This is a genomic window from Achromobacter sp. GD03932, assembly GCF_029839485.1.
In the GTDB taxonomy this organism is placed as follows: Bacteria; Pseudomonadota; Gammaproteobacteria; order Burkholderiales; family Burkholderiaceae_B; genus Achromobacter; species Achromobacter bronchisepticus_A.
The window spans coordinates 73,749-90,037 of sequence record NZ_JAOCAT010000001.1; the positions used below are offsets into that span (position 1 = coordinate 73,749).

General features: G+C 66.4%; 18 protein-coding genes. 15 read left to right on the forward strand and 3 right to left on the reverse strand.

All coding sequences use genetic code 11. The features are described 5' to 3' along the window. The first annotated feature begins 79 nt into the window (after positions 1–79). The 4 genes from N5C88_RS00325 to N5C88_RS00340 all read left to right on the forward strand — a co-directional run bounded on the left by N5C88_RS00325 (position 80) and on the right by N5C88_RS00340 (position 3,562). Positions 80–784 carry a pirin family protein gene (locus tag N5C88_RS00325; protein WP_280014440.1) on the forward strand — a complete coding sequence of 235 codons (705 nt, stop codon included), beginning with the start codon at positions 80–82 and terminating at the stop codon, positions 782–784. Positions 785–825: 41 nt separating this feature from the next. Then, positions 826–1,089, forward strand: a complete 264-nt coding sequence (locus tag N5C88_RS00330; RefSeq protein ID WP_059376366.1) for a XapX domain-containing protein — start codon at positions 826–828, stop codon at positions 1,087–1,089. A gap of 128 nt (positions 1,090–1,217) precedes the next feature. Then, positions 1,218–3,104 carry an amidohydrolase gene (locus N5C88_RS00335; RefSeq protein ID WP_280014529.1) on the forward strand — a complete coding sequence of 629 codons (1,887 nt, stop codon included), beginning with the start codon at positions 1,218–1,220 and terminating at the stop codon, positions 3,102–3,104. A gap of 11 nt (positions 3,105–3,115) precedes the next feature. Beyond that, entirely contained in the window at positions 3,116–3,562 is a 447-nt protein-coding gene (locus tag N5C88_RS00340) for a DoxX family protein (protein WP_059376370.1), read from the forward strand. Between the two features lie 74 nt (positions 3,563–3,636). Here N5C88_RS00340 and N5C88_RS00345 read toward each other — a convergent pair whose 3' ends face one another. Further along, positions 3,637–4,560, reverse strand: a complete 924-nt coding sequence (locus N5C88_RS00345) for a LysR family transcriptional regulator (protein WP_118932742.1) — start codon at positions 4,558–4,560, stop codon at positions 3,637–3,639. Positions 4,561–4,725: 165 nt separating this feature from the next. Here N5C88_RS00345 and N5C88_RS00350 point away from each other — a divergent pair, with 165 nt between their 5' ends. Both N5C88_RS00350 and N5C88_RS00355 read left to right on the forward strand, forming a co-directional pair. After that, a complete protein-coding gene (locus N5C88_RS00350; protein ID WP_054455770.1) occupies positions 4,726–5,208 on the forward strand; it encodes a VOC family protein in 483 nt (160 codons plus the stop codon). A gap of 17 nt (positions 5,209–5,225) precedes the next feature. Then, on the forward strand, positions 5,226–5,900 hold the full coding sequence (locus N5C88_RS00355) for a flavin reductase family protein (protein WP_280014441.1): 675 nt from the start codon (positions 5,226–5,228) through the stop codon (positions 5,898–5,900). Positions 5,901–5,916: 16 nt separating this feature from the next. Here the strand turns inward: N5C88_RS00355 and N5C88_RS00360 are convergent, their stop codons facing one another. Then, positions 5,917–6,849, reverse strand: coding sequence for a LysR substrate-binding domain-containing protein (locus N5C88_RS00360; RefSeq protein ID WP_088143578.1), 933 nt, complete (start codon positions 6,847–6,849; stop codon positions 5,917–5,919). Positions 6,850–7,020: 171 nt separating this feature from the next. Here N5C88_RS00360 and N5C88_RS00365 point away from each other — a divergent pair, with 171 nt between their 5' ends. The 6 genes from N5C88_RS00365 (at position 7,021) to N5C88_RS00390 (ending at position 12,272) form a co-directional block, all read left to right on the forward strand. Continuing rightward, positions 7,021–7,932 carry an amino acid ABC transporter substrate-binding protein gene (locus tag N5C88_RS00365; RefSeq protein ID WP_059376395.1) on the forward strand — a complete coding sequence of 304 codons (912 nt, stop codon included), beginning with the start codon at positions 7,021–7,023 and terminating at the stop codon, positions 7,930–7,932. Positions 7,933–8,025: 93 nt separating this feature from the next. After that, positions 8,026–8,772 carry an amino acid ABC transporter permease gene (locus tag N5C88_RS00370; protein WP_059376401.1) on the forward strand — a complete coding sequence of 249 codons (747 nt, stop codon included), beginning with the start codon at positions 8,026–8,028 and terminating at the stop codon, positions 8,770–8,772. A 9-nt stretch (positions 8,773–8,781) separates the two neighbouring features. Further along, positions 8,782–9,471, forward strand: a complete 690-nt coding sequence (locus tag N5C88_RS00375; RefSeq protein ID WP_118932745.1) for an ABC transporter permease subunit — start codon at positions 8,782–8,784, stop codon at positions 9,469–9,471. A 57-nt stretch (positions 9,472–9,528) separates the two neighbouring features. Beyond that, positions 9,529–10,263, forward strand: a complete 735-nt coding sequence (locus N5C88_RS00380; protein ID WP_041652034.1) for an amino acid ABC transporter ATP-binding protein — start codon at positions 9,529–9,531, stop codon at positions 10,261–10,263. Positions 10,264–10,268: 5 nt separating this feature from the next. Next, complete coding sequence (locus tag N5C88_RS00385) at positions 10,269–11,324, forward strand: GntG family PLP-dependent aldolase (RefSeq protein WP_118932746.1); 1,056 nt, start codon at positions 10,269–10,271, stop codon at positions 11,322–11,324. Between the two features lie 42 nt (positions 11,325–11,366). Beyond that, on the forward strand, positions 11,367–12,272 hold the full coding sequence (locus N5C88_RS00390; protein ID WP_280014443.1) for an EamA family transporter: 906 nt from the start codon (positions 11,367–11,369) through the stop codon (positions 12,270–12,272). Between the two features lie 83 nt (positions 12,273–12,355). Here N5C88_RS00390 and N5C88_RS00395 read toward each other — a convergent pair whose 3' ends face one another. Then, on the reverse strand, positions 12,356–12,652 hold the full coding sequence (locus tag N5C88_RS00395) for an acylphosphatase (RefSeq protein WP_059376413.1): 297 nt from the start codon (positions 12,650–12,652) through the stop codon (positions 12,356–12,358). A gap of 160 nt (positions 12,653–12,812) precedes the next feature. Between N5C88_RS00395 and N5C88_RS00400 the strand changes: the two genes are divergently transcribed. The 3 genes from N5C88_RS00400 to N5C88_RS00410 all read left to right on the forward strand — a co-directional run bounded on the left by N5C88_RS00400 (position 12,813) and on the right by N5C88_RS00410 (position 16,253). Next, entirely contained in the window at positions 12,813–13,709 is an 897-nt protein-coding gene (locus N5C88_RS00400) for a phytanoyl-CoA dioxygenase family protein (protein ID WP_059376419.1), read from the forward strand. A 210-nt stretch (positions 13,710–13,919) separates the two neighbouring features. Continuing rightward, complete coding sequence (locus N5C88_RS00405; RefSeq protein ID WP_280014444.1) at positions 13,920–15,083, forward strand: alpha-hydroxy acid oxidase; 1,164 nt, start codon at positions 13,920–13,922, stop codon at positions 15,081–15,083. A 105-nt stretch (positions 15,084–15,188) separates the two neighbouring features. Next, entirely contained in the window at positions 15,189–16,253 is a 1,065-nt protein-coding gene (locus N5C88_RS00410) for an extracellular solute-binding protein (RefSeq protein WP_059376429.1), read from the forward strand. Positions 16,254–16,289 lie beyond the last annotated feature (36 nt).

The window sequence follows — 16,289 nt, forward strand, 5'->3', positions numbered from 1 at the left end:
GGCAGCATCGGGAGCACGTCCATGAACCACATGAAGCATGCCGCCGTGATCGGCGACAGTCCGGCCACGGAGGCGCATCATGATTGAGCGCCGTCCGCTTGCGAGCCTGGGCCACGAGCGCCGCGGCTGGCTGGATGCCAAGCATCACTTTTCCTTCGCGGCCTACCAGGACCCCGAGCGCATGAGCTGGGGCGCGCTGCGCGCATGGAACGATGAAACCATCGCGCCGGGCGCAGGGTTTCCGCCCTTGTTGCACTCGGACGTGGAAATCATCACCTGCGTGCGGGAAGGCGCGCTCACCCATGAAGACGATCTGGGCAATCGCGGCCGCACCCGCGCTGGCGAAGTGCAGGTCGTGAGCGCGGGCAGTGGGGTGACGCATGCCGAATTCAATATGGAAGGCGGACCCGCGCATGTCTTCCAGATTTGGATAGAGCCGGACCGCCGCGGCGCGCCGCCCAGTTGGGGCCGGAAGTCCTTTACCCGCGAAGCCTGCAAGGGACGCTTCATCACGCTGGCCAGCGGCATCGACGGCGACGATGATGCGCTGCCCATCCGCAGCGACGCGCGCGTGCTTGCGGTGGCGCTCAAAGCAGGCGAATCCGTCGTTTACCGCTTCGCGCGCGGCCGCCGCCGCGGCTATCTGGTCGCCTCCAAGGGCAGATTGCAAGTCAACGGCGTGGAGATTGGCTCAGGCGATGGCGCCGCCATCCGCGACGAAACCGATGTGCGCCTCATGGCCTTGGACGATGCCGAAGTGCTCCTGGCCGATACGCACGCATGAGCGGCGCGCGCTCATAACCCCTACACAACGCGAGGACGCACATGAAGATCTATCTACTTTCCCTGGGCGCCGGACTGCTGGTCGGCGTGGTCTACAGCCTTCTGCAGGTCCGCTCGCCCGCTCCGCCGCTGGTGGCGTTGATCGGCCTGCTGGGCATATTGGTCGGCGAGCAGGTCATTCCCGTGGGCAAGCAACTGCTCAAGGGCACCGCCTTCGTCGCGGCCTGTGACAAGGAAAAGGCCGTGAGCCACGTGCTCGGGCAATTGCCTGGCCGCCACCAGGCTCAAGACAAGGAGCACGGCTGAGCCGGTTCCCGCATCCAAGGAGATATTGCATGCCTACCCGTCGCGATCTCATCGGTGTAGCTTCCGCCCTGGCGCTCAACGGTATGTTGGGACGCCCCGCCATCGCCAGTTCAAAAGGAGATTCCAACATGTCCAACGCCACGCCGGACGTCATTTTCCACAATGGCCGCATCACCACGCTGGACCGCGGCAAGCCGCAGGCCAGCGCTGTCGCGATCAAGAACGGCCGCTTTGTGGCGGTCGGTTCGGACGCCGAAGTCATGCCGCTGGCCGGCGCCGGCACGCGGGTCGTCGACCTGAAGCGCCGCGCGGCCTTGCCGGGCCTGTACGACAACCATACCCACGTGGTCCGCGGCGGCCTGAACTACAACATGGAGCTGCGCTGGGACGGCGTGCGCTCGCTGGCCGACGCCATGGCCATGCTGAAACGCCAGGTCGCCATCACGCCCGCGCCGCAATGGGTGCGCGTGGTGGGCGGCTTTACCGAGCATCAGTTCGCCGAGAAGCGCCTGCCCACGATCGAGGAGATCAACGCCATCGCGCCCGACACGCCGGTGTTCATCCTGCACCTGTATGATCGCGCGCTGCTCAACGGCGCAGCGCTGCGCGCGGTGGGCTATACCAAGACCACGCCCAATCCGCCGGGCGGCGAAATCATGCGCGATGGTCAGGGCAATCCCACGGGGCTGCTGCTGGCCAAACCTAACGCGACCATTCTGTACGCCACCCTGGCCAAGGGCCCCAAGCTGCCCTTCGACTACCAGGTCAATTCCACGCGCCACTTCATGCGCGAGCTGAACCGGCTGGGCGTGACCGGCGTGATCGATGCGGGCGGCGGCTTCCAGAACTATCCGGACGACTACGCCGTGATCCAGAAGCTGGCCGACGAGAACCAGATGACGGTGCGCCTGGCCTACAACCTCTTCACGCAAAAGCCCAAGCAGGAAAAGGAAGATTTCCTCAACTGGACGTCGAGCGTGAAGTACAAGCAGGGCAGCGACTACTTCCGCCACAACGGCGCGGGCGAAATGCTGGTGTTCTCGGCTGCCGACTTCGAGGACTTCCGCGTGGAGCGTCCGGACATGCCGCCCGAAATGGAAGGCGAACTGGAAGAGGTCGTGCGCGTGCTGGTGCAGAACAAGTGGCCGTGGCGCCTGCACGCCACCTACGACGAGACCATCTCGCGCGCGCTGGACGTGTTCGAGAAAGTGCATCGCGATACGCCGCTGACGGGGCTGAACTGGTTCTTCGACCACGCCGAGACCATCTCCGACAAATCGATCGACCGCATTGCCGCGCTGGGTGGCGGTATTGCCGTACAGCACCGCATGGCCTACCAGGGCGAGTACTTCATCGAACGCTACGGCGCGAAGGCCGCCGAAGCCACGCCGCCCGTCGCCAAGATCCTGCAGCGCGGCGTGAAGGTCTCGGCCGGTACCGATGCGACCCGTGTCGCGTCCTACAACCCCTGGGTGTCCTTGTCCTGGATGGTCACCGGCAAGACCGTGGGCGGCACCCGCCTCTACCCTGCGCGCAACTGCCTGGACCGCGAGACGGCGCTGCGCATGTGGACCGAGAATGTGGCCTGGTTCTCCAACGAGGAAGGCAAGCGCGGCCGCATCGAACCGGGCCAGCTGGCCGACTTCATCGTGCCGGACAAGGACTACTTCAGCTGCACCGAGGACGAGATCTCCTTCCTGACCTCGGACCTGACCGTGGTGGGCGGGCGGGTGGTCTACGGCGCGGGCGAATTCGCGCCGCTGGACGACAACCCGCTGCCGCCCGCCATGCCCGACTGGTCGTCTACCCGGCTGTTCGGCGGCTATGGCGCCTGGGGCGATCCAGACGGCGCCGGCCGCAATTCGCTGGGCTACCGCAACATGGCGGCCTGCGCGTGCGCCAGCTCCTGCGGCCTGCATGGACACGACCATGCCCGCGCATGGGCGTCGAATGCGCCCAGCTCCGATCCGCAGGGCTTCTTCGGCGCGCTGGGCTGCTCCTGCTGGGCCGTCTGAGGAGGCTGGCCATGAACGCTGCTTTCCAATGGGAACGTCGCCTGGCCGACCTGGCCCGCCCGCTGTTCGGCGCCTCGGCGCTGCGGTTCCTGGCCTATCTGGGGCTGTGCGCCGCCTACCTGCAGGGCGGGCTGGTGAAGCTCTTCGATTTTCCCGGTGCGCTGCGCGAAATGGCGCATTTCGGGCTGTCGCCCGGGCCGTTGTTCGCGGTGCTGGTGATTGCGCTGGAACTGGTTGCTTCCCTGATGATCCTGACGGGCCGGCTGCGATGGCTGGGCGCGCTGGCGCTAGCTGCATTCACGTTGGTGGCGACCGGTATTGCGTTGCGCTTTTGGGAGATGCCCGTGGGGCAGGAACGCTTCATGGCGGCCAACTCGTTCTTTGAACATCTGGGGTTGGCCGGCGGGTTTCTGCTTGTGGCGTGGTTGGATCTGCGGGAGATCGAGAAGGCACCTTAAATCGATCCTTAAGCGCCTTGTGATCGAATTCAGGGTGTTTTCCCGCGCAAGCTGCTACGTTGACGGCGAACTATCTACAACCCCGCCGCCGCATCCGGCGGCGTGCCGCAAACCTGCTTGATCGTTTGCCTTAGCCAGCGGTGCGCGGGGTCGCTGTCCAGCCGCGGCGGCCAGGCCTGCACCACGGTGACCGGACGCATGGGCACCGGCACCTCGAAGGCGCTCAGCTTCAGGCCCAGGCGTTCGACGCCGGACATCAGGTTCTGCGGCATGGACGGCAGCACCAGGTCGGAATCGGCCAGCGCGAAGATCGCGGCGTGGAAGGTGGGCGTGATCAGCGTGACGTGGCGCGCCAGCCCGAGTTCTTCCAGGGTGTCGTCGATCGGGCCTTGCGCGCGGCCGCGGCGCGACACGCTGACGTGGTCGTAGGCGCAGAAGCGCTGCGGGGTGATGGGCGCCTTGAAGATCGGGTGTTCCTTGCGCGCCAGTCCGCAGAACGCGGTGGTGAACAGGGTCTGCACCTTGATGTCGGCGCCGAACTTCTGGGAAGAACCGATATAGAGATCGGCATCGCCGCTGAGCGCGTCGGCGTCGTGGTTGCCTTCGGAGACGAAGCGCAGCACGGCGCGGGGCGCATAACGGCGCAGGTGCTCGCGCAGCCGGCCGCCGTAACCGCCCACGAACACGTCGTTGGCGCGCAGGGTGAAGACGCGCGTCAGGGTTGCCAGGTTGATGTCCTCGCCGAAGGCCGTGAAGACGGCCTGCGCCTGTTCGATGACGTGGCGCACCTGCGCGTGCAGGGCCAGCGCCCGGGGCGTGGGCGCCAGGCCGCGGCCGGAGCGCACCAGCACGGGGTCGCCGACGGCCTCCCGGATGCGCGCCAGGCTGCGGCTCATGGCGGGGGTGCTCAGGTTCAGCCGGCGCGCCGCGCCGACGACGCTGCCTTCCTGGATCAGCACGTCCAGGGTCAATAGCAGATTCAGGTCTAGCGGTTTCATGTGACCAAGCATAGCGCGGCCGGCAAACCGGGCGGGCGTTTCAGGGTTGCGTCTGATGCACTTCTGGATTGCGCCAGACGGCATTCCCCGGCGTCCCGTCCGGGACCAACATTCGAGCCGTGGCCGCGCGTGGGCGCAGGCCGTATGAGAACCGAGGAGAGACAAATGGCGCTGGAAGTTCTGGAACTGCATCATCACGCGGTGCGCATGTCGCTGGACAAGGTCGCGGCCATGGGCGCGTTCTATGGAGACGTGCTGGGACTGGACACGGACCGTGGCCGTTGGGAGATTCCGGGCATCGCCGGCTACTTCCTGGACATGGGCAACGACTGCCAGATCCACCTGCTGGGCAGCGACGGCCCCTCGCCCTATTCCCAAGGCCCGGGCTGTGATCCTGTGGAAAACCACGTGGCGCTGGCCGTGCGCGATATCGCGGCGGCCGAGACGGAACTGCAGCGTCTGGCGGTGGACTACTGGAAGCTGGACAACGTGGCCGCGCCCGAGCTTATGCAGCTGTTCCTGCGCGACCCGGTGGGCAACCTGATCGAGCTGCACCAGATCGGCCGCTGCCGTTGCAAGCGCAGCGACCGCGCCTTCGCCGACGCGAAGGCCGCGCAAGGCGCCGCGCCGTCGCAGGGCCGGGACTGAGGGGTTGGGGATAAGCCATGTTCATCGATCTGAATGACCTGGCGGGCCCGGCGCGCTACAAGCTGCTGACCGCGGCGATCGTGCCGCGGCCCATCGCCTGGATCGTGTCGCGCGACGCCGCAGGGACGACGAACGTGGCGCCGTTCTCGTTCTTCAACCTGATGTCGGGCGATCCGCCGCTGATCTGCGTCGGCATCGGCGTGCGCGGCGATGCGCCCAAGGACACCGCGCGCAACATCGCCGAACGCGGCGAGTTCACCGTGAGCCTGGTGTCCGCCCCGCAGGCCGGCCGGATGAACGTGACGGCGGTGGATTTTCCGGCGGGCGTGGACGAGTCCCTGGAGGCTGGCCTGGAGCTGTCGCCGTCGCGGCGCATCGAGGTGCCCTGGGTGGCGCAGTCGCCCGTGGCGTTCGAGTGCCGCGTGCATGAACTGCTGCGCATCGACCGCCGCAGCCTGATCGTGGCGCAGGTGGCGGCCATGCATGTGCGTGACGACGTGGTGGCGGACCGGGAGCATCTCTATCTGGATGGTCCGGCGATGGACCTGCTGGCGCGCCTGCACAATCCAGGCTGGTATTGCCGGCCGCAGGCGGCCTTTCAGATGCCTCAGCTGACGCTGGCGCAGTGGGATGCGTTGAAGCAATCGGGCGAGGCCGAGCGGTATCTGGAGCAAGGCGCCGCAGAGCGCTGATGGCACCAGCGCGGCGTCACCGCCCCGGCCGCGCCTTCAGATCCCCCATCTCTTCCTGCATGAGCTGGTGCGCATAACGTGAAAACACGCTGACCAGTCGCGTGCGCGTGTGGTACGGCGGATAGAGCAGCGCCACCGTCACCGGCACGGCGGGGCTGAAGGGGCGGATCTCGACGTTGTGGGCGGCGTATTCCTCGCGCGCGGCCAGCGGGTTGATGAGCGCCACGCCCAAGCCCGCGCCCACCAGGGCGCAGATCGACGAACCCAGGCCAGCTTCGGCCACGGTCTGGCGTTCGACCTTGGCTGTCTTGAATATCGTGTCGATCTTTTCGCGCAACGGCGTGCCGCTGGTGAAGGCCACGAACGGTTCGCCGGCGAAGTCGGCGGGCTTGAGTTTCTTCAGCTTGGCCAGGCGATGGCCCTTGGGCACCACCGCGACGCAGCTCATGGTCAGCACCGGCTCGACCTGGATGCCGGGGGAATCTCCCGACAGCATGGCCAGGCCCGTGTCGCAGAACCCCGAACTGATCCAGTTGTGCACCGTGCTGGCGTTGCCGGAATGGATGGACACCATCACGTCCGGGTATTCCGTCTTGAAGGCCGCGACGATGCGCGCCAGCAGCCCGCCTGCCAACCGCGGCATGGCGGCCACGCTCAGGCGGCTGGCGCTGAACGAGCGGATGCTGGCCGCCGCCGATTCCAGGCCGGCCAGGCCGATGAAGGTCTTTTCCACTTCCTGGAAGAAGCGCGACCCGTCCTGGGTCGGGGTCAGGCGGCTGCCATTGCGGTCGAACAAGGCGAACTGGGTAATGGCTTCCAATTGCGCAATTAAGCGGCTAACGTGCGGCTGCGAGGTGTGCACGCGCCGTGCGGCGGCGGTCATGGAGCCGGTCATCATCACGGCGCGGAACGCCTCGATGTGTCTCAAGCCCATCCGTGGAATGGCCATGTCAAATCCGTATAGAGGAATACTCGATTGGAACTGGATAAAACCATACCGCTAGTTGATACTTTTCGCCAGCCGCGGGGCTCATCGCGGGACGAGGCGGCTGTCAGCCTGGCTGGCGCCGTCGATCGTGAACATAAACATGCGCCGCTCGAACGGCGCCAAGGGAATCAGATGAAAGCACTTGCTGCGATCTCCGTCGCCGCGGCCTTCCTGGGCAGCGCCGCAACCGCCCAGGCCGAAGGCCCCAGCCGCCTGGACAAGATCAAGGAAACCGGCGTGATCACGCTGGGCCATCCGGAGACCTCGGTCCCGTTTGCCTATCTGGACGGCAACCAGAAGCCGATCGGCTACACGGTGGAGATCTGCCAGGAAGTCGCCCAATACGTGAAGGCCGCCCTGAAGCTGCCCAAGCTGGAGGTGCGCTACAACCCGACGACTTCCGCCACGCGCATTCCGCTGCTCGCCAACGGCACCATCGACCTGGAATGCGGCAACACCACCAACAACCTCGAACGCCACAAGCTGGTGTCGTTCGCGCCCACGACCTTTGTGGCGCAGGTGGTGCTGGTGGCGCGCAAGGACGGCGGCGTGGATCCCAACAACCTGGAGTCCTTCCGCGGCAAGTCGATCGCCGCGCAGGCCGGCGGCCAGACCTTCCGGCTGATCTCGCAGCTGAACGCCAAGGGCAACCTGGGCATCACCATGGCGCCCACCAAGGACACCGCCGAAACCATCCTGATGGTGGAATCGGGCCGCGCCGCGGGTTCGGCCAACGATGACGGCATCGCCTATGGCGCGGTGGCGTCGTCGAAGAATCCCGACGCCTTCGTGATTGGCACCAAGGGCCTGGAAATGGCGCCCTACGGCATCATGGAACCCAAGGACGATCCGGCCTTCAAGAAGGTGGTGGACGATGCCGTGCGCGATCTGATCAAGACGGGCAAGGTGGCCGCCATCTACGACAAGTACTTCAATGCGCCGATCCCGCCCAAGCAGATCAACCTGAAGTACCCGATGAGCGATGCGCTCAAGCGCGCGCTGGCCAATCCGACCGATTCCGGCGATCCCAAGGCGTACGAGTAAGCAGGCTGCGCGCGGGACGCCTGGCGTCCCGCGGCTTGCGTGCAAGGAAGCCGGCTGCCAGGCGCGGTTGGCATCGCCATCAAGGGACGGGGCATGAATTACAACTGGAGCTGGAGCATCTTCCTGGATATGTCGCCGGACGGCGTGCATACCTTTCTGGAGACGATCTTCATCGGCGTGGGCTGGACCTTGGCGCTGGCCCTGACCGCGTGGGTGTTCTCGCTGTTGCTGGGGTCAGTGCTGGGCGTGATGCGCACCGCCAGCTCGCGCCTGATGAACGCGCTGGGCGCGACCTATGTGGAGGTGTTCCGCAACATCCCGCTGCTGGTGCAGATGTTCCTCTGGTACTTCGTGCTGCCCGAACTGCTGCCGCATGCCTGGGGCCTGGCCATGAAGCAGATGCCGCAACCCTGGGGCCAGTTCGTACCCGCGGTGCTGTGCCTGGGGTTCTATGGATCGGCGCGGGTGGCCGAGCAGCTGCGCGCGGGCATACAGTCGCTGCCGCGCGGCCAGTTCCAGGCGGGCACCGCGCTGGGCCTGACCGAGGCGCAGGTGTACCGCTACATCATCCTGCCGGAAGCGTTCCGCATTGTGCTGCCGCCCCTGACCTCCGAGTTCATGGGCACTATCAAGTATTCGTCGGTGGCGCTGACGATCGGGCTGTTGGAGCTGACCGGCCAGGCGCGTTCGATGGCGGAATTCAGCTTCCACATCTTCGAGGCGTTTTCCGCGGCCACGGTGATCTACCTGATCATCAACGGCATGGTGGTGCTGGGCATGCGGCTGCTCGAACGCCATGTCGCGGTTCCCGGACTGATCGGTTCGGCGAAAAGGCCCTAGGACGAAGCCATGGGCAAATTCGATTTCGACGTGATCTGGGCGGCGCTGCCCTATCTGTTCAAGACGGGCATGACCTTCACGCTGACCCTGACCGCGCTGGCCGGCGTGATGGGCCTGGCGCTGGGCACGCTGCTGGCCATGATGCGGCTGTCGCGCTTCAAGATCCTGTCGGTGCCGGCGGGCATCTACGTGAACGTGATGCGCTCGATCCCGCTCTTGCTGGTGATCTTCTGGTTCTACTTCCTGATGCCCTACATCGCCGCCTGGGTGGTTGGGTCGCCCACGCCGTTGCGCGTGGGGGCGTTCAATTCGGCGGTGATCACCTTCACCCTTTTCGAGGCCGCGTACTTCTGCGAAATCATGCGCGCGGGCATCCAGTCGATCGCGCGCGGCCAGGTGTCGGCCAGCATGGCGCTGGGGCTGAACCACTGGCAGGGCATGCGCTATGTGGTGTTGCCGCAGGCGTTCCGCAACATGCTGCCGGCGCTCTTCACGCGCATCATCATCCTGTTCCAGGACACCTCGCTGGTGTATGTGCTGTCCCTGACCGATTTCCTCGGCGCGGCCGCCAAGATCGGCCAGCGCGACGGCCGTCTGGTGGAGCTCTATCTGTTCGTGGCGGTGGTGTATTTCGTGATCTGCTTCACGGCGTCCCGCCTGGTCAAGCTGCTGGAAAAGCGCACGCGGGTGCTGCGCTAGCGCAGCGCTTCCAGTTATCCACAGGTTTCAACAATGCAACTCTCTTCCAAGCCCCCGATGATAGCGATCAAGCAGGTCAGCAAGTGGTATGGCGACTTCCAGGTGCTGGACGATTGCTCCACCACCGTGGGCCGCGGCGAGGTCGTGGTGGTGTGCGGACCGTCGGGTTCGGGCAAGTCCACGCTGATCAAGACCGTGAACGCGCTGGAGCCCTTCCAGAAAGGCGAGATCCAGGTCAACGGCATTTCGGTGGGCGATCCGCGCACCAACCTGCCCAAGCTGCGCGCGGTGGCCGGCATGGTGTTCCAGCATTTCGAGCTGTTCCCGCACCTGTCGGTGACGGAGAACCTGTGCCTGGGCCAGCTCAAGGTGCTCAAGCGCGGCAAGGACGAAGCGCGCCAGCGCGCGCTGGCCCTGCTGGAGCGCGTGGGCCTGTCGGCGCACAAGGACAAGCACCCCGGCGAACTGTCGGGCGGTCAGCAGCAGCGCGTGGCGATCGCGCGCGCGCTGTCGATGGACCCGGTGGTGATGCTGTTCGACGAACCGACCTCGGCGCTGGACCCTGAGATGGTCAACGAAGTGCTGGACGTGATGACCGACCTGGCCGCCGAGGGCATGACGATGATGGTGGTGACCCATGAAATGGGATTCGCGCGCCGCGTCGCCGACCGTGTGATCTTCATGGACGGCGGCAAGATCGTGGAAGACTGCGACAAGGAGCAGTTCTTCGGCGATGTAGAGGAGCGTGCGCCGCGCACGCGCCAGTTTCTTTCCAAAATCCTGCAGCACTGACAGCCATGACCCAGACCTCCCCCGCCGCCGCCCGCGCACCCGTCGACCTGCGCAGCGACACGGTCACCCATCCCACCGCGGCCATGTACGAACGCATGCGCACCGCGCCCATCGGCGATGACGGCCTGGACGGCGATCCTACCGTGCGCGAGCTCGAGGCGTATGTGGCCGGCCAGCTGGGCAAGGAAGCCGGGCTGTTCGTGCCCAGCTGCACCATGGCCAACCTGCTGGCGGTGCTGGCGCAGACGCAGCGCAATGAGCAGGTGGTGTTGGAATCGGCCGCCCACATGTACACGTCCGAACGCGGGGCGGCCACGTTCACCGGCTCGTTCTACCTGGGCCTGCCCGGTACTGACGGCGCCATGGACCTGAACCGCCTGGAGGACGCCTTGCTGGCCGGCGGCCACCGCTTGAAGACGGCGCTGGTGACGATGGAGACCTCGCACAATAACGCCGCCGGCGCGGTGCTGCCGCTGGATCACATGCAGGCGGTCCATGGCTTGGCGCGTGCCGCGGGCGTGCCGGTGCACCTGGATGGCGCGCGCCTCTACAATGCGGCCGTGGCCCTGGGCGTGGCGGCGGGCGAGATCGCCCGCCATGCCGACACCGTGTCGCTGTGCCTGTCCAAGGGCCTGAGCGCGCCGGTGGGCGCGGTGCTGGCCGGCAGCCAGCCCGTCATGGCGCGGGCGCGCGTGCTGCGCCGCATGCTGGGCGGCACCCAGCGCCAGTCGGGCATCATGGCCGCGGCCGGCCTGGAAGGCGTGCAGACCATGACCGGGCGGCTGGCGGAGGATCACGTCCGCGCGCGCCGCCTGAGCGCGGGCGTCAACCGCCTGGGACCGGCCATCTCGGCCACCGAACCGCAGACCAATATCGTGCAGGTGGAGACCGCCGGCACGGGCATGAGCAACACGGAGTGGGTGGCGGCCCTGCAGGCGGCGGGCCTGCTGGTGCGCCCCTGGGGCCGCACGCGGCTGCGCTGCGTGACCCACCGCCACATCGGCGATGCCGACATCGACGCGGCTGTGCGAGCCTTCGAAACGGTGCTGAAGGCAGGCTGATCTGCTCCGTTCGGCGGCGGTGGCGCGATGCGATAATGCCGCATGACCACGACCCATCTTTCCCGAAAAGACTATTTCTGCGCACTGGCGGTCGTGGTCATCTGGGGCACCAACTTCGTCGCCATGAAGGTCGGCATGCGGGGCCTCTCTCCCATGCTGCTGGGCGCCCTGAGATTCGCGCTGGCGGCCTTCCCCCTGATTCTCTTCGTGCGTGCGCCCAGGCTGCCGTGGCGCTGGGTTGCAGCTTACGGGTTGGTGCAGGGCCTGGGCCAGTTCGGGCTGCTCTTTACCGCCTTGAAGTTCGGCATGCCGGCCGGCATGGCGTCGCTGGTGATCCAGACGCAGGCGTTCTTCACGCTGCTGCTGGCCGCGCCCATCCTGCATGAGCGCGCGCAGCGCCATCACTGGATCGGGCTGGGCGTGGCGGCGCTGGGGCTGGCGGTCATCGCCGGCGGCCGCGGCGAAGGGCCGGGCCAGATGACCATGGCGGGGTTCGTGCTGACGCTGGGCGGCGCGTTCATGTGGGCCGTGTCCAACATCATCGTGCGCCTGGCCAGCCGCAAGTCGCCGGGCTACGACCCGTTTGCCTTCATCGCCTGGAGCAGCGCCGCGCCGGTGCTGCCTTTCCTGCTGCTGGCCGTGCTGATCGACGGCTGGCAGCCGGTGGTCGGCATGATCATGAACATAGGCTGGGGAGAGATCCTGTCGGTGTTGTACCTGGCGGTGCTGGCCACCTTGGTGGCCTACACGCTGTGGACGCAGTTGCTCACGCGCCACGCCGCCGCCAAGATCGCGCCGTTTTCGCTGCTGGTGCCCGTGGTGGGGCTATGGGCCGCTTCCGTTGCCTTCGGCGAACGCCTGGAGACGCTGCAATGGGTGGGCGTGGCCTGCGTGCTGGCCGGCCTGCTTTTCAACCAGCTGGGCGGGCGCTGGCTGCGCACGCGCTGAGTCTTTCGGCAGGCGCCTTTTTTCCTTTCGCGTCCGTATCGGCCGACCAGACTAGCCCATAACGGCGAGCAGAGGCGATGGCCTCACAGCTGCTCGAAACGGATGTAACGCTTATCGGTGTACTCCCGGCGGGTGGTGATCTCCTGCACGCTGGCGCCCGGGGGGCCGCGCCGCAGCCATTCCAGCATGTGGTCGACCTGGTCGGCGGTGCCCTGCACCATGGCTTCGACCGTGCCGTTCGGCAGGTTCTGCACCCAGCCCTTGGCGCCCAGCATGTGGGCGCGCCGGACCGTGGCGTGGCGGTAGCCCACGCCTTGCACGGTGCCAGTGACGGTGACGTGCACGGTCTCGATATGGGTATCGGCTTTAGGGTCTTGCATCGATTCTCTCTTGGATGAGGCGCCGCGCTCGGCGTTGTACGTAGACGGTAGTGACTACGGCGGATGGTCTATAGGCCGGGGGGGCGCCTGGCGATACGTTAGAGCTCATGTCAAAACGTGCCAGCGGGAACACCCGTTACCAGAGCTTGGAGAAGCCATTATGGAAGAGACCAGTTTGTTGTCGGAAGCCGAGACAGCGCGCTACAGGGAACAGGGCTACCTGGCCCTGAAGGACATGTGCCCGCAGGACGAGGTGGGTTACATCCGCAGGACGCTGCTCGACCTGTTCGCGAACAAGACCGGCTACAACGAGGGGGCGCAGTATGACTTTGTGAGCCGCGACGACCCGTCCAAACCTGCCAAGTTTCCCAGCTTGCACGATCCTCGCCATTATGCCCCGGGCCTCTTGAAGACCGAGTACCACGAGCGCACCCTGGAGCTGGCGCGCCAGTTGCTGGGCCCCGAGGCGGCCCTGTACGGCGAACACGCCCTGCTCAAGCCAGGGCCGCACGGACCGGAAACGCCGTGGCATCAGGACGAGGCTTTCCGCTCGCCGGACTTCATCTACAACGAACTCAGCATCTGGCTGGCGCTGCAGCCGGCCACCACGGAAAACGGCTGCATGCAGTTCATTCCGGGTTCCAACAAATGGGACGTGCTGGAGCACCGTTCGCCGGGCGGCGACAAGACCCTGCATCCGCTTGAATGCTGCGGCGATTTTCCGCGCGACCAGGCGGTGCCGGAGCCGCTGGACCCGGGCGGCATCACGGTGCATGACGCCCGCACGCTGCACTTCACCGGGCCGAATACCTCGCAGGCGCCGCGGCTGGCTTACATCCTGATCTACAACACGCCGCCGGTCTACAAGCCGGGCCGCCGCGAATTCCCGTGGCTGGAAGGCCGCTGGACCGACAGCCAGACCCGCAAGAAACAGTGGCACAAGCGCGGCGGACTGGCCGTGGACGTGATGCGCCGTCTGCCCGCCGCGCGGCTGACGAGCCCGCGCTGGGTGGCCTGGGCCACGATTCGGGCGGTGTCCAAGGTCTGGCCGCGATAACGGGGGCGCAGGGGCCGCAAGAGTCCCTGCGATAAAAGGGGGGGCGCGAACGAGGCCGGCAAGCGACGCTTGCCGGCCTCGGCGCGTATACTGGGCGGCGTTGTGGGGCCTGGGAGGCCCGCGCAATCGCTGGAGCTGCCCGCAGCTGGCGGCCCGGCGTCCAAGAATAACGAGCCGCAGCTGGCGCCCCAACACTCCATAGACCACTCCATGACCGCTAACCTTTCTACGATCACCTGCATCGAAGATCTGCGCGCCATCGCGCAGAAGCGCGTGCCGCGCATGTTCTACGACTACGCGGATTCCGGCGCCTGGACCGAAGGCACCTACCGCGCCAACGAAAGCGATTTTCAGAAGATCAAGCTGCGCCAGCGCGTGGCGGTCAATATGGAAGGCCGGTCGCTGCGCACCACCATGGTGGGCCACGACGTGATCATGCCGCTGGCGATCTCGCCCACGGGCCTGACCGGCATGCAGCACGCGGATGGCGAAATCCTGGCGGCCAAGGCAGCGGCGGACTTCGGCGTGCCCTTCACCCTGTCCACCATGAGCATCTGCTCGCTGGAAGATGTGGCCGCGGCCACCAGGAAGCCGTTCTGGTTCCAGCTCTACGTGATGCGCGACCGCGAGTTCGTCGCCAACCTGATCGACCGCGCCAAGGCCGCCGGCTGTTCGGCGCTGGTGCTGACGCTGGACCTGCAGATTTTGGGCCAGCGCCACAAGGACATCAAGAACGGCCTGTCCACCCCGCCCAAGCCCACCCTGCGTAATCTCATCAACCTGGCCACCAAGCCGCGCTGGTGCATGGGCATGCTGGGCACCAAGCGCCGCACCTTCGGCAACATCGTCGGCCACGCCAAGGGCGTGAGCGACCTGTCCTCGCTGGGGGCATGGACGGCCGAACAGTTCGACCCGAGCCTGAGCTGGAACGACGTCGAATGGATCAAGCAGCGCTGGGGCGGCAAGCTCATCATCAAGGGCATCCTGGATGTCGAGGACGCGCAATCGGCCGCCAATAGCGGCGCCGACGCGCTCATCGTCAGCAACCACGGCGGGCGCCAGCTGGACGGCGCCATGTCGTCCATCGCCGCCCTGCCCTCCATCGCCGACGCCGTGGGCTCGAAGATCGAAGTGTGGATGGACGGCGGCGTGCGTTCCGGCCAGGACATCCTGAAGGCCGTGGCGCTGGGCGCGCGCGGCGCCATGATCGGCCGCGCATTCCTGTACGGCCTGGGCGCCTATGGCCAGGCCGGCGTGACCCGCGTGCTGGAGATCCTGTACAAGGAAATGGATACGACGATGGCGCTGTGCGGCCGTCGCTCGATCGAGCCCGGCGACCGCAGCATCCTGCTGCCCGGAACCTACCCGAACTGAACGGTTCGGCAGCCCATGAGAAAAAGCCTGGATACGGTAGCGTGCCAGGCTTTTTTCGTTGGCACGCCGATTCGGGAGGTCGCATGAGCCCATGCAGGAACCAATATGACGCGTAACAAACAAAACGGGCGGCGCCGCGTGGGGGCGGTGCTGGGCGCGGCCCTGGCGGCGCTGTTGTCGGCCGGAGCCGCAGCGCAGCAGACCACACTGTACGTAGGCATGAACGGCGGCGACATGGCACGCGCGTTCTCGCAGTATGTGTTTCCGGATTTCGAACGCGCCCACGACGTCAGGATCGTGGTGGTGCCGGGCATGTCGACCGAGGTGCTGGCGCGCGCCCAGGCCGACAAGGGCAAGCCGCGGCTGCACCTCATGTTCCTGGACGACGGCATCATGGCGCGCGCGATCTCCATGGGCTTGTGCACGCAGCTCAACGACGATCCGGTGCTGAAGGAGCTGTATCCCACCGCACTGAAGAAGGACCGCATGGCCGCGGGCATCGACATCGGCATGACGGGCCTGGGCTACAACACCAAGGTGTTCGCCGAGCGCGGCTGGGCGCCGCCGACGTCGTGGATGGACCTCGCCGATCCGAAGTACCGGGGCCAGGTCGTGGTGCAGTCGGCTTCCAGCAGCACCTTTGGCCTGCACGCATTCCTGATGATCAACCGCATCCTGGGCGGAGACGACCGGAACTACGGACCGGGCTTCGCGCACTGGCCGGCCGTGGTCGGTCCGAACGTGCGTGCATACCTGCCGGATTCGGCGCGCCTGGCCGATATGGTGCAGGCCGACGAGGCGGTGCTGTTTCCCTGGACGCCCACGGCCATCTCCCGCCTGAAGATGCGGGGCGTGCACGTGGAATACGCGCAGCCCAAGGAGGGTTCGATGATCCTGATGGTGGGTGAGTGCGTGGTCGCCGGCAATAGCGAGCCGGAGCTGTCGCAGAAGCTGGCGTTGTACCTGCTGTCCGAGCAGGCGCAGACGAAGGCGCTGGAGATGGGCGGACACTTCCCGTCCAACCGCAACGTGCTGGCGCCAGCGGGCCACGCGGACGCGTTGCAGCGCTTCCAGGGCTATATGTCGAACGCCAAGATACCGAACTGGGATCAGATCAACGAGACCCGGCCCGCATTCAACGCGCGCTGGAACCGGGAGATCGGGCGCTGACGGCCCCCTGCCCGCGGCCGGCCAAAAAGCGCAAAA

Coding starts and splice junctions, on each gene's coding strand:
- N5C88_RS00325 (WP_280014440.1), top strand. CDS start 80: ATGATTGAGCGCCGTCCGCTTGCGAGCCTGGGCCACGAGCGCCGCGGC.
- N5C88_RS00330 (WP_059376366.1), top strand. CDS start 826: ATGAAGATCTATCTACTTTCCCTGGGCGCCGGACTGCTGGTCGGCGTG.
- N5C88_RS00335 (WP_280014529.1), top strand. CDS start 1,218: ATGTCCAACGCCACGCCGGACGTCATTTTCCACAATGGCCGCATCACC.
- N5C88_RS00340 (WP_059376370.1), top strand. CDS start 3,116: ATGAACGCTGCTTTCCAATGGGAACGTCGCCTGGCCGACCTGGCCCGC.
- N5C88_RS00345 (WP_118932742.1), bottom strand. CDS start 4,560: ATGAAACCGCTAGACCTGAATCTGCTATTGACCCTGGACGTGCTGATC.
- N5C88_RS00350 (WP_054455770.1), top strand. CDS start 4,726: ATGGCGCTGGAAGTTCTGGAACTGCATCATCACGCGGTGCGCATGTCG.
- N5C88_RS00355 (WP_280014441.1), top strand. CDS start 5,226: ATGTTCATCGATCTGAATGACCTGGCGGGCCCGGCGCGCTACAAGCTG.
- N5C88_RS00360 (WP_088143578.1), bottom strand. CDS start 6,849: ATGGCCATTCCACGGATGGGCTTGAGACACATCGAGGCGTTCCGCGCC.
- N5C88_RS00365 (WP_059376395.1), top strand. CDS start 7,021: ATGAAAGCACTTGCTGCGATCTCCGTCGCCGCGGCCTTCCTGGGCAGC.
- N5C88_RS00370 (WP_059376401.1), top strand. CDS start 8,026: ATGAATTACAACTGGAGCTGGAGCATCTTCCTGGATATGTCGCCGGAC.
- N5C88_RS00375 (WP_118932745.1), top strand. CDS start 8,782: ATGGGCAAATTCGATTTCGACGTGATCTGGGCGGCGCTGCCCTATCTG.
- N5C88_RS00380 (WP_041652034.1), top strand. CDS start 9,529: ATGATAGCGATCAAGCAGGTCAGCAAGTGGTATGGCGACTTCCAGGTG.
- N5C88_RS00385 (WP_118932746.1), top strand. CDS start 10,269: ATGACCCAGACCTCCCCCGCCGCCGCCCGCGCACCCGTCGACCTGCGC.
- N5C88_RS00390 (WP_280014443.1), top strand. CDS start 11,367: ATGACCACGACCCATCTTTCCCGAAAAGACTATTTCTGCGCACTGGCG.
- N5C88_RS00395 (WP_059376413.1), bottom strand. CDS start 12,652: ATGCAAGACCCTAAAGCCGATACCCATATCGAGACCGTGCACGTCACC.
- N5C88_RS00400 (WP_059376419.1), top strand. CDS start 12,813: ATGGAAGAGACCAGTTTGTTGTCGGAAGCCGAGACAGCGCGCTACAGG.
- N5C88_RS00405 (WP_280014444.1), top strand. CDS start 13,920: ATGACCGCTAACCTTTCTACGATCACCTGCATCGAAGATCTGCGCGCC.
- N5C88_RS00410 (WP_059376429.1), top strand. CDS start 15,189: ATGACGCGTAACAAACAAAACGGGCGGCGCCGCGTGGGGGCGGTGCTG.